The following is a 12,083-nucleotide window of genomic DNA, read 5'->3' on the forward strand; positions in this document are numbered from 1 at the left end:
CTCCTTAGTCTTGCTGCAAACCGGCGACGCGCACCCTGTCGCCGCTGGATACGCCCAGCGCCTTGGCCGCGTCGGGATTGATGAAGGCCACGCCGTCCACCACCGCCACGCGGGCGGCGGTGGCGGCGAAACCGGCCAGGCGCTGGTTGCTGACCAGCTGCAGGCTGGCCTGCGCCGGCAGGCTGGCCTGGATTTCCACCGGGTAAGCCCGGCTGTGCTCCACCGTCTTCAGGCGGTCCAGCTCGGCGGTCAGCACCGCGCCGCCGTCGAAGATGTCCAGATAGTTGTCGGCTTCGAAGCCTTCCTTGCACAGCAATTGGCAAACGCGCTCGAAGTGCGGGTGGATCTGGCCGATCGCCTGCTGCGCCTCGTCGGGCAGCAGCGGCACGTAGATCGGGTAGCTGGGCATCAGCTCGGCGATGAAGGTCTTGCTGTGGCTGACGAAGGCCTGCTCCACCTGCAGGAAATCCAGGTTGAAGAAGCGGCGGCCGATCGCGTTCCAGAACGGCGACTGGCCGGCGTCGTCGTGCACGCCCTGCATCTCGGCGATGATGCGGCGGCCGAAGCGCTCGCGCTCGCCGGCGATGAACAGCAGCCGGGCGCGCGACATCAGCTCGCCGGCGATGGCGTCCAGCCCGCTGTCGACAAAGAAGCCGCACAGCTGCACGGTGCCGGTCAGGTCGTGACAGATGTTGAGCACGTGGACGCGGTTGTTGACCTTGAGCGCGCGGGAGGCGTGGACCGCGGTTTCGCTGCGGTAGCTGTAGAAGGGCTCGTCGAAGCCGGCCGACGCGCAGATCGACGCGGTGCCCACCACCGCGCCGCCCTGCTCCAGCGCGAACATATAGTAGTCGCGGCTGGCTTCGCCGGTGGCTTCGTGCTCGAAGGCGCTGACCGACTGCTGTATGCGTTCGAACAGCTTCTCGCGGTTGCTCGGCAGGCTGGTGACGCCGATGCCGCTGGCTTGCGCCAGCCGCTCGATCGCCGGCAGGTCCGAGGTGCGGACGGGACGCACGGTAAACATGGGACTACCTCCCTGGGTTGGGGCGGCCGCGCGTATCGCGGGCGCAGCCGCAGCCGCGACCCGGCCGAAGCGGGGTCGTGGCGTTTGCGTCTTGGTCGGGAAAGCCGCATGGCGAGCCACGCGGCGCGGCCTTGCTGGCTTACTTGGCGGACTGCAGATCGGCGATGGCGGCGTCGAGGCGCTTCAGACCCTCGTCGATGTCGGCATCGCTGATCACCAGCGACGGCGCCAGGCGCAGCACGCTCAGGCCCGCCACCAGAATCATCAGTTGCTGCTTCTCGGCAGCCTTCAGGAATTCGCGGGCGCGGCCGTTGTATTCGTCGGTCAGCACGCAGCCGATCAACAGGCCCCTGCCGCGCACCAGCTTGAACACCTTGTACTTGGCGTTGATCGCCTCCAGGCCGGCCACCAGACGGTTGTGGCGCGCCTCGACCCCGGCGAGCACCTCGGGCGAGCTGACGATGGACACCACCTTGTGGGCCACCGCACAGGCCAGCGGATTGCCGCCGTAAGTGGAGCCGTGGCTGCCGATGCCGAAGCTCTTGGCCACCTTCTCGGTTGTCAGCATCGCGCCGATCGGGAAGCCGCCGCCTATGCCCTTGGCGGACGACAGGATGTCCGGCGTCACGCCGTACTGCTGGTAGGCGTACAGCGCGCCGGTGCGGCCCATGCCGCTTTGCACTTCGTCGAAGATCAGCAGCGCGTTGTGCGCATCGCACAGCTCGCGCGCGGCCTTGAGGAATGCCGGATCGGCCGGCAGCACGCCGCTCTCTCCCTGAACGGGCTCGATCACCACCGCGCAGGTCTTGTCGGAGATGGCCGCCTTCAGCGATTCGATGTCGTTGAATTCGAAATGGCCGATGCCGCCCGGCACCGGGCCGAAGCCTTCGGTGTACTTGGGCTGGCCGCCCACGCTGACGGTGAACAGCGTGCGGCCATGGAAGGAATTGACGCAGGACAGGATCTGGTTCTTGTCGGCGCCGAAGTTGTCATGAGCGTACTTGCGCGCCAGCTTGAACGCGGCCTCGTTGGCCTCGGCGCCGGAGTTGCAGAAGAACACGCGCTCGGCGAAGGTCTTCTCCACCAGCAGGCTGGCCAGCTTCAGCGCCGGCTCGTTGGTGAACACATTGGACACGTGCCACAGCTTGTTGGCCTGCTCGGTCAGCGCGGCCACCAGTTCCGGGTGGCAATGGCCCAGCGAGTTGACGGCGATGCCGCCGGCCAGGTCGACGAATTCGCGGCCGTCCTGGTCCCAGACGCGGGATCCTTCGCCGCGAACCGGGATGAAACCGGCCGGGCCGTAGTTGGGCACCATGATCTGGTCGAAATCAGCGCGGGTTACCGAATTGCTCATTGATGGTTTTCCTTCCTTGTTCTGTCGTGCGCCAACGCTTTTTCCGCGCGGCTGTTTTTACATGCTCGATCGATTCTAAAGGAAGCGGACGAGAAGTCACTATCCTGTTTGCGACACCGCCGTACAGAAAGCATTCGTTAAAACATGGTTTCATGTTTGACAATCAGCAATATCCATTCTTTGCCCCACTCTTGCGCCCCATCTGTCGCCCGGCGAGCTGTCTGACAAAAAAATCCATGACCACAGTCAACCATTGAGAATGATTTTCGTTTTTCTATGCTGAAACAGTCCACTGCCGTACAACCGCGGCGGTCATGGCTTCGCGGCCGGCGCGTTCCGGCCGAATAACGAGAACGATACGCATTACTTCAGGATGCAATGGAACCCTCATAGGGAGAAGTGACACTGTGAAACGATACGCACCACCCCGCCGGCTGCTGGCCTGCGCCGTCGCCTCCAGCCTGCTGCTGGCCGGCCTGGCCCGCGCCGCCGACAGCGCCGACGCCGACGTCAATCCCGCCGACCTGCCGGAAGCCGACCAAGCGATCAAGGCCAAGCCCGATACCCAGTGGACCGGCTGGTGGAACCGCTCCACATTGCTGGGCGACATGGGCGGCCTGCGCTCCGCGCTGGGCCGCAACGGCGTCACCCTGGGCCTGACGGAAAGCAGCGAATACCTGCGCAACGTCAGCGGCGGCGCGCAATACGGCGGCGCCTATCAGGGCCTCTCCACGCTGACGCTGGGCCTGGACACCCAGCGCGCAGGCTGGTGGAACGGCGGCAGCTTCAACGTCAGCGCGCTGGATATCCACGGCAAGCCGTTCAGCGCCGACCACGTCGGCAGCATCCAGAGCGCCAGCGGCATCGAGGCCGATCGCGCCACCCGGCTGTGGGAGGCCTGGTTCCAGCAGCAGCTGGACGGCGAGCGGCTGGATGTGAAGATCGGCCAGCAGAGCCTGGACCAGGAATTCATGGCCACCCAGTACGGCGGAGCCTTCATCGGCACCATGTTCGGCTGGCCGGCGGTGCCGTCCGCCGACTTGCCCGCCGGCGGCCCGGCCTACCCGCTGTCTGGCCTGGGCGTGCGCTTGCGCGGCAAGATAGGCGACAACCTCACCTGGCTGGGCGGCGCCTTCGCCGGCGACCCGACCCGCGACGTCAGCCAGAATCCGGCCGATCCGCAGCAGTTGAACAAGCACGGCACCACCTTCAGCCGCCACGGCGGCACGCTGTTCATCGGCGAGCTGCAGTACGGCCGCAACCTGCCGTCCAACGGCGCGCTGGAAACCCCGCGCCCGCTGAACGGCATCGGCGGCCTGCCCGGCACCTACAAGATCGGCTTCTGGTATCTGAACCAGAAAACCGCCGATACCCGTTGGGACGTCAACGGCCAGCCGCTGGCGCTCAACCTGGCCAGCCCGCAGCTGCACAGCGGCAACTACAGCGTTTACGCGGTGGCCGACCAAACCGTGTGGCGGCCGGCCGAGGACAGCGCGCGGACGCTGAACCTGTTCGCCCGCCTGATGGGCGCGCCCGGCGACCGCAACCTGGTCAGTTTCTCCGCCAACGCCGGCGTGACGCTGACCGCGCCGTTCGCCGGCCGCGACAACGACACCGTCGGCCTGGCCTTCGGCTACGTCAAGGTGGGCAACCACGCCGCCGGCAACGACGCCGACACCGGCATCGCCAACGGCAACCCGGCCTATCCGGCGCGCGGCGATGAAACCCAGGTCGAGGCCACCTATATCTATCAATTGACCCCGTGGTGGCAGTGGCAGGCCGACGTGCAGTACGTGCGCAACGTCGGCGCCGGCGTGGTGTCGCCGAATGATCCGACTCAGACCCAGCGCATCCCCAACAGCTGGGTGGTGGGCCTGAAGACCAACATCACCTTCTGAGCGCGGGCCTCTGCCCATTGGAGAACGCAACGATGAAACTGGAATTTCCGCAGCGCAAGCTGCTCGCCGCCGCCTGCGCCCTGCTGGCGCTGGCGGGCGGCGCCCAGGCCGGCGACGCCTTCCTGGCCGGCATCAAGCGCCACACCGTCTTGACCAACACCGTGCCGGACAACGGCGACCAGAACCCGTACGCCATCGTCGTCTCGCCGATCACTTCCGGCAAGATCAAGGCCGGCGACGTGCTGGTGGACAACTTCAACAACGCCGCCAACCTGCAAGGCATGGGCAGCACCATCGTCGACTACCACCCGGACAGCAAGAGCCTGACGCTGTTCGCGCAGATTCCGCGCACGCTGGCGCAGTGCCCGGGCGGCGTCGGCCTGTCCACCGCGATGGCGGTGCTGAAGAGCGGCTGGGTGATCGTCGGCAGCACGCCCAGCAACGACGGCACCACCGACACCAAGGGCGCCGGCTGCCTGATGGTGCTGGACACCGAAGGCAAGCTGGTGGACGTGTGGTCCGGCCCGGACATCAACGATCCCTGGGGCAATATGGCGGTGATAGACAACGGCGACAAAGCCACGCTGTTCGTCAGCAACGCCGGCTTCGGCGTCGGCAGCGCCAAGGGCGCGCCGCCGGTGATCAACCTGGCCACCGTGCTCAGGCTGGATCTGGAGATCCCGGCCGGCAAGCTGCCCAGGATCGCGGGCCGCACCGTCGTCGCCAGCGGCTTCGGCGAGCAGGCCGACAAGGGCGTGTTCCTGATCGGCCCCACCGGCCTGGTCTACGGCAAGGACGACAAGCTCTACGTGTCCGACGCGCTGGGCAACCGCATCAGCGAGATCTGGGACGCCGCCAGCCGCACCACCAGCGCCGGCGTCGGCCGCACGCTGACCCACGACGGCCTGCTGCTGCGCCCGCTGGCGCTGACCGCCACGCCGCAGGGCCACCTGTTGGCCACCAACGGCTCCAACGGCAAGGTGGTGGAAATCGACCCGGCCACCGGCGAACAGCTGGGCGCGCGCTGGATAGACGCCAACAAGGCGCAAACCCCGCCCGGCAACGGCGACCTGTTCGGCATCGCCTTGACGCCGGAGGGCGACGGCTTCTACTACGTCACCGACGACAACAATAATCTGGTGCTGGCGAAATGAGCGATAGCAAAGCACCCAAGCAATCGACCCGGCGCGGCTTTCTCGCCGGCGGCGGCGCGCTGGCGCTGGCCGGCTGGCTGGGCGGAGCGCCGGGCATAGCCCGCGCGGCGGCCGGCCGCGCCAAGACCGCGCCGGCCAAGGACCAGGAGCCCTTCTACGGCCCGCACCAGGGCGGCATCCTCACCCCGCAGCAGCAGAACAGCTACTTCGCCGCCTTCGACCTGGCCGACACCGCCAAGCGCGAAGACGTGATCGCGCTCTTGAAAGCCTGGACCGACGCCGCCGGCCGCCTGACGCGCGGCCAGCCGGCGCGCGCGCTGAGCAGCCAGGCCCACCAAGCGCCGCTGGACTCCGGCGAAGCGGTCGGCCTCGCCACCGCGCGGCTGACCCTCACCTTCGGCTTCGGCCCCGGCCTGTTCAGCAAGAACGGCGTGGATCGCTACGGCCTGGCCGCGCGCCGGCCGGAAGCGCTGGTGGACTTGCCCAAGTTCAACGGCGACCAGCTGGTGCCGGAGAAGAGCGGCGGCGACTTGTCGATCCAGGCCTGCGCCGACGATCCGCAGGTGGCCTTCCACGCGGTGCGGCAGCTGGCCGCGCTGGCCGACGGCGTCGCCGCCGTGCGCTGGGCGCAGACCGGCTTCGCCAGCGGCGCGCCCGGCGGCGGCACCCCGCGCAACCTGATGGGCTTCAAGGACGGCACCAACAACCCGTCGCCGAAAGACCCGGCGCTGATGAGCCAGTTCGTCTGGGTCGGCGACGAAGGCGGCTGGATGAAGGGCGGCAGCTACCTGGTGGCGCGCCGCATCCGCATCGCGCTGGAACATTGGGACAAGACCGAACTGGGCTTCCAGCAGGAAGTGGTGGGCCGCTACAAGGACAGCGGCGCGCCGCTGGGCCAGCAGCATGAGTTCGAGCCGCTGAAGCTGGACGCGGTGGACAAGGACGGCAACCCGGTGATTCCGGACACCGCCCACTCGCGCGTAGCTTCGCCGCAGGAGAACGACGGCGCCCGCATCCTGCGCCGCGCCTACTCGTACAACGACGGCGCCAACTTCACCGCCGAGCGCTGGCCGCCCTGGCGCCAGGGCATCGAATACGATGCCGGCCTGTTCTTCCTCGCCTACCAGCGCGACCCGCGCACCGGCTTCATCCGCATCAACAAGAAGCTGGCGGCGATGGACATGATGAACCAGTACATCACCCACGTGGCCAGCGCCGTCTTCGCCTGCCCGCCCGGCGCGCGCCCCGGCGGCCATATCGGCGAAACGCTGTTCGCCGGCCTGTAACCCCCGCTTGCAAAGGAAAGACAAATGAACACCAAGAAACTGATCGCCGCGCTGCTCGCCGGCGGCCTGCTGGCGGCCAGCCAGCTCTCGCTCGCCGCCAGCCTGGTGCTGTACAACGCCCAGCACCCGCAGACGGTGAAGCTCTTGGCAGACGACTTCGAGAAGATGAGCGGCATCGGCGTCAAGATCCGCTCCGGCGAAGGACCGGAGCTGTCGGCCCAGCTGCTGGCCGAGGGCAAGGCCTCGCCGGCCGACGTCTACTTCGCTTCCAACTCGCCCGAGCTGATGCTGCTGGAAGGCAAGCAGATGCTGGCCAAGCTGCCGGCCGCCACCCTGTCGCCCATCCCGGCGCGCTTCAGCTCGCCGCAGGGCGAGTGGGTGGGCGTGATGGCGCGCGAAAACGTGCTGGTCTTCAACACCAAGCTGGCCGCCGGCGCCCAGATGCCGGCCTCGATGATGGATCTGGCCAAGCCGCAATGGAAGGGCAAGCTGGCCATCGCCCCGTCCGACGGCGACTTCCTGCCGCTGGTCAGCGCGGTGCGCGCGCTGAAGGGCGAGCCGGCGACGCTGGCCTGGCTGAAGGGCCTGCGCGACAACGCCCAGACCTTCGACGACAACGAGGGCGTGGTGGCGGCGGTGAACCGCGGCGGCGTCGCCGTCGGCATCATCAACAACTACTACTGGACCCGCCTGCAGATGCAACTGGGCAGCAAGGGCATGCACAGCCAGCTCTACCACTTCGGCAATGCCGACGTCGGCGCGCTGATCAACGTGTCCGGCGCCGGCATCCTGAAAACCGCGCGCAACGCCGACGCGGCGCACAAGTTCCTGGCTTACCTGGTCAGCCCGCGCGCCCAGCAGCTGATCGCCAAGAGCAACATCTCGTTTGAATACCCGCTGCTGCCCAGCGTGGCCCCGGCCCCGCAGCTGAAGCCCTTCAACCAGCTGAACCCGCCGCCGCTGGACATGCAGAAGCTGGGCGACGACAGCCAGTCGGCCAAGCTGCTGCGCCAGGCGGGGCTGCTGTAAATGAACGCCGCGGTCCTGCGCCTGGCCGCCGGCGCCCGTCGGCGGCCGCTGGGCCTCACCGCCTGCGCCGCGCTGGCGGCCGCGCTGGTGCTGCTGCCGCTGGGCTTCACGCTGTGGCAGGCGATCAGCTACGGCGGCGGCGCCGCCGCCGAGCTGCTGTTCCGCCCCATCGTCGCCCGGCTGGCCGGCAACACCGTCTTGATCGTGCTGGCCAGCACCGCCAGCTGCGCCGCGGCAGGCACCGCCTCGGCCTGGCTGGTGGAGCGCACCCGGCTGCCGGGCCACAAGCTGTGGGCGCTGCTGTGCGTCGCGCCGCTGGCGATTCCGCCCTTCATCACCAGCTTCGCCTGGGTGTCCATCAGCCCGGAGCTGCAGGGTTTCTGGGGCGCCTGGCTGGTGCTGACCACCGCCTACACGCCGCTGGTCTACCTGCCGGTGTCGGCGGTGCTGCGCAATATGGACCCGGCGCTGGAGGAAACCGCGCGCGCGCTGGGCCTGTCGCCATGGTCCTGTTTCCTGCGGGTGACGCTGCCGCAGCTGAAGCCGGCGCTGTTGGGCGGCATGCTGCTGGTGGCGCTGTCCACCCTGTCCGAGTTCGGCGCCTTCATGCTGCTGCACTTCCACACCTTCACCACCGAGATCTACGCCGAATACCGCGCCAGCTTCGACAGCGCCGGCGCTTCGCTGTTGGCCAGCGTGCTGATGGCGGCCGGCGTGCTGATCCTGCTGGCCGAGCTGCGCGTGCGCGGCCAGGGCCGCTACCAGCGGCTGGACCGCGGCGCGCGGCGCGCCGCCGGCCGGCTGGAGCTGGGCTGGATACGCTGGCCGGCGCTGGCCTGGCTGCTGCTGCAGGCATCCGCCACGCTGCTGGTGCCCATCGCCACCATCCTGTACTGGACGCTGCAGCCGGGCGCGGACGCAGTGACGCCGGCCGAGGTGTCGCCGCAGTTGCTGCTGTCCGCCGCCGCCTCTTCGCTGGTCCTGGGCCTGTCCGCCGCTGCGCTGACCACGCTGCTGGCGCTGCCGCTGGGCTACCTGCTGGCGCGCCATCCGGGCAGGCTGGCCCACCTGCTGGAACGGGTGGTGTATCTGGCCCAGGGCGTGCCCGGCATCGTCATCGCGCTGGCGCTGGTCAACCTGGCCATCCAGTGGCTGAAACCCTTGTACCAGACCGCGGCCATGCTGGCCTTGGCCTACGCCATCATGTTTTTGCCGCTGGCCCTGGTCAGCGTCAGGAGCGCGCTGCTGCAGGCGGAAAGCCGGCTGGAGGAGCTGGCGCGCTCGCTGGGGCTCAACTGGTGGCAATCGCTGTGGCGGGTGGTGCTGCCGCTGGCCGCCCCCGGCCTGGGCGCCGCCGCCAGCCTGGTGTTCATCTCGGTGATCACCGAACTGACCGCCACCCTGCTGCTGGCGCCGATAGGCACCGAGACGCTGGCCACCCAGGTATGGGCCGACACCGCGGCGCTGGCCTTCGCCGCCGCCGCGCCGTACGCGGCCATCCTGATCGCGCTGTCGCTGTCCGCCACCTGGCTCTTGATGTCCTGCCTGGGACGCGGCGCGGTGCTGGGCGGCCAGGCGCAACCATGGAATCAACAGGAAGAGCCGCCATGTCGGAACTGAAGATAGAGAAGCTGGGCAAACGCTTCGGCGCGCACCGGGTGCTGGACGACATCAGCCTCACCGTGGAGCAAGGCTCGCTGCTGGCGCTGCTGGGCCCGTCCGGCAGCGGCAAGACCACGCTGCTGCGGCTGTTGTGCGGCTTCGAGCGCTGCGACGAGGGCAGCATCGTCATCGGCGGCAAGCTGGTCAGCAGCCCGCTGCTGCACCTGCCGCCGGAAAAACGCCAGATCGGCTACGTGCCGCAGGAAGGCGCGCTGTTTCCCCACCTGTCGGTGGCCGACAACATCGTGTTCGGCCTGCCGCGCGCCGAGCGCCGCGAACGGCGCCGGGTGGCGGAGCTGCTGGACATGGTGGGCCTGCCGGCCGATTTCGCCGGCCGCGCGCCACAGCAGCTGTCCGGCGGCCAGCAACAGCGGGTCGCCTTGGCGCGCGCGCTGGCGCCCAAGCCGGCTCTGGTGCTGCTGGACGAGCCCTTCTCCGCGCTGGATGCCGCGCTGCGCGCCGAAACCCGTCAGGCGGTGGCCGACGCGCTGGCCGCCAGCGGCACTACCGCGCTGATGGTCACCCACGATCAGGCCGAGGCGCTGACCATGGGCCGCCGGGTGGCGGTGTTGTGGCAAGGCCGGCTGCTGCAGGTGGCCGCGCCGCTGGCGCTGTACCAGCGCCCGGCCAGCCCGGAACTGGCGGACTTCGTCGGCGACGCCGTGCTGCTGCCCGGCCGCGCCCACGGCGGCGAAGCGCAATGCGCGCTGGGACGGCTGCCGCTGCTGGACGGCATGCCGCAGGGAGACGTGACCGTGCTGCTGCGCCCGGAACAGATCCGCCTGCTGCCGGCCGGCGACGCCGGCGTGCAGGCCAGGGTGCTGGACATCAGCTTCTATGGCCACGACGCCAGCGTGCGGCTGGTACTGGACGACGGCGGCCTGCTCGCCGCCCGCGTCCCCGGCCACCGCTGCCCGCAGCCGGGCGAGGCTGTCGCGTTGCAGGTGGAAGGCGAGGCGGCCTGTTTCGCGGCGGCCGGCAGTTCAAGCAGCGGCGGCGGCATCGCCACGACTCGCTTGCAGCACAGCCCGGCCTTGTTTCGGTAGGGAAAGTGAGGCTTATCTTCAACAGAGAACGGCGCTAGTACTTGTAAAAAAGCTCCCGAATGGGAAGGCTTTTTTGTTCTGATCACTATTAGTCCTACTACTATGCAGGCTCTGAGTACCCAGTTACTTCTTCTTTGGATCGTGGACTGGCAGTGTCGGATGCTTTGGTGCGTTCGGCGGGTCTACATGCCGGCGACGATCATCCGTCCCATCTTCCTTCTTCGGTTTCGGACCAGGTTTGATAGCGCTTAGCATTCTGACTCTCTCCCATTTTCAGCCATGGCGGCTGCTGTCCATAGATAGATATCAGCCTTCTACAATTCAAGATTATAGGTAGTGAAACGTAGGCTGGACTGAATACAATGAAGCCCAACATTTACCGAGATACTCATCAGAAATCCTATTAGGTTGGACTTCGCAAGCTCAGCCCAAGCTACTCTCCTTAATTCATTGAGCCGCTTTGTCAGTCAGCCTGTACTTTTTCTTGAGTTCCATAACCAAAGGCTGGTTTTTGGCAAGAAATTCATTGAATTGCTTGATTACATCGCCTTGCCGGATGCTGGAAAGAGAAAAATCACTGCTTTCAAAGGGAAGCTTTCTATCAAAGACTAGCGCGCCTGGCTTGTGGACAATCTCATCAAGGTAATAATTGATGACTATCGGACTGGCATAGACGGCATCGTAGTGTCCAGTCATCCCCAAACTGATCACCTTGCTGAATGAATCCTCCTGATAGACCCGGATGGTTCCATTATTGATCTTTTGCCGCATGGCCTGCTCAAAAGGCCAAGGCGTGAACCCCCGCATGGTCACGATGGTTTTAAGGGAAGCCGGTGATAGCTGGTCCACTTTCTCCGGCTTCACTAGCAACCCTTCAATCACATTCACGACTGGATCGCTATAGAGGACGGATTTTCCTTTTTTCAGATCAGCTTGCCAATGCGGGTTGTCTGGATATTTGAAATCAATCGAACTGTCGTTCAGAAATGTATGGAATAACCTTGAAACCGGAAGTGGCGTATAAATAAATGAATGGCCGGATTGCTTTGCAAATGCATCAAGCAAATCCCTGCCATACCCGGAAAATTTTCCATTGATGCAGCTATGCAGCGGATAATAGTCAATCTCTTCTACGCCCACGACAAATGAGCTGGCAGCAGCAGTGCCAATGAATGCCATACAAAGGAGTGCCATTGATATTGATGTCAATTTCATTTTGCACCGCACAGTCACATCCATTTGCATTAAACAACGCGAACAACCCCACCTGCTTAGAACTTGCTTATTGTTTATTACTTTAGAGCAAATAGCCAAACTCTGGCCCAGGAAATAGCTGGCTGCCCACTCTGCGCAGGCAACTACTCCCGCGCAAACCCAAGCACGCCTCTTCCCATTGCATTCCCCGCCGCCAAGGGGTTCGGCATCCAGGCGGTGAAGACTTCCAGCGCGTCGCCGTCGAGCTTGTAGAAACGCTGCTGCTCGGTGCCGTTCCAGGCCTCGTTCCAGCAGGTATCCACCTTGACGATGAAGCTGTCCCCATCCATCCGATACCGTCCGGTATAGGCCATCAAGGTACGGAACAGCGCCGCCTGTTGCGCGTCGGCGCTCCCCGGCTCCCGCTCCTTGGCAG

10 protein-coding genes are annotated in these 12,083 nt (G+C 66.2%); 6 read left to right on the plus strand and 4 right to left on the minus strand.

Annotation, left to right across the window (positions count from 1 at the left end; genetic code table 11):
* Window positions 1-4 precede the first annotated feature (4 nt).
* Window positions 5-1,024, minus strand: a complete 1,020-nt coding sequence (gene aruF, locus VL52_RS15520) for an arginine/ornithine succinyltransferase subunit alpha (protein WP_046157873.1) — start codon at window positions 1,022-1,024, stop codon at window positions 5-7.
* A gap of 139 nt (window positions 1,025-1,163) precedes the next feature.
* Window positions 1,164-2,378 carry an aspartate aminotransferase family protein gene (locus tag VL52_RS15525; protein ID WP_046157874.1) on the minus strand — a complete coding sequence of 405 codons (1,215 nt, stop codon included), beginning with the start codon at window positions 2,376-2,378 and terminating at the stop codon, window positions 1,164-1,166.
* Between the two features lie 407 nt (window positions 2,379-2,785).
* On the opposite strand from VL52_RS15525, the gene VL52_RS15530 reads away from it, so the two are divergent.
* The 6 genes from VL52_RS15530 to VL52_RS15555 are packed head-to-tail and all read left to right on the plus strand — an operon-like array spanning window position 2,786 to window position 10,453.
* Window positions 2,786-4,276 (plus strand): carbohydrate porin, encoded by a 1,491-nt coding sequence (locus tag VL52_RS15530; RefSeq protein ID WP_200896035.1) that lies wholly within the window; start codon window positions 2,786-2,788, stop codon window positions 4,274-4,276.
* Between the two features lie 32 nt (window positions 4,277-4,308).
* Window positions 4,309-5,430 carry an NHL repeat-containing protein gene (locus VL52_RS15535; protein ID WP_046157876.1) on the plus strand — a complete coding sequence of 374 codons (1,122 nt, stop codon included), beginning with the start codon at window positions 4,309-4,311 and terminating at the stop codon, window positions 5,428-5,430.
* Window positions 5,427-6,716, plus strand: a complete 1,290-nt coding sequence (gene efeB, locus VL52_RS15540; RefSeq protein WP_046157877.1) for an iron uptake transporter deferrochelatase/peroxidase subunit — start codon at window positions 5,427-5,429, stop codon at window positions 6,714-6,716. The genes VL52_RS15535 and efeB overlap by 4 nt, the downstream gene beginning before the upstream one ends.
* Window positions 6,717-6,740: 24 nt before the next feature.
* Window positions 6,741-7,745: an iron ABC transporter substrate-binding protein gene (locus tag VL52_RS15545; RefSeq protein ID WP_052717679.1), complete on the plus strand. Its 1,005-nt coding sequence runs from the start codon at window positions 6,741-6,743 to the stop codon at window positions 7,743-7,745.
* Entirely contained in the window at window positions 7,746-9,365 is a 1,620-nt protein-coding gene (locus VL52_RS15550; protein ID WP_046157878.1) for an ABC transporter permease, read from the plus strand.
* Complete coding sequence (locus tag VL52_RS15555; RefSeq protein WP_082113783.1) at window positions 9,353-10,453, plus strand: ABC transporter ATP-binding protein; 1,101 nt, start codon at window positions 9,353-9,355, stop codon at window positions 10,451-10,453. Before VL52_RS15550 ends, VL52_RS15555 begins: the two co-directional genes overlap by 13 nt.
* Window positions 10,454-10,900: 447 nt before the next feature.
* On the opposite strand, the gene VL52_RS24125 is transcribed toward VL52_RS15555, so the two are convergent.
* Window positions 10,901-11,632, minus strand: a complete 732-nt coding sequence (locus VL52_RS24125) for a substrate-binding periplasmic protein (RefSeq protein ID WP_160298955.1) — start codon at window positions 11,630-11,632, stop codon at window positions 10,901-10,903.
* 179 nt (window positions 11,633-11,811) lie between these two features.
* Window positions 11,812-12,083: lipocalin-like domain-containing protein (locus tag VL52_RS15565; protein WP_046157880.1), on the minus strand; the 272-nt coding region annotated here is incomplete at its 5' end.

Source organism: Chromobacterium vaccinii (genome assembly GCF_000971335.1).
Classification (GTDB): domain Bacteria; phylum Pseudomonadota; class Gammaproteobacteria; order Burkholderiales; family Chromobacteriaceae; genus Chromobacterium; species Chromobacterium vaccinii.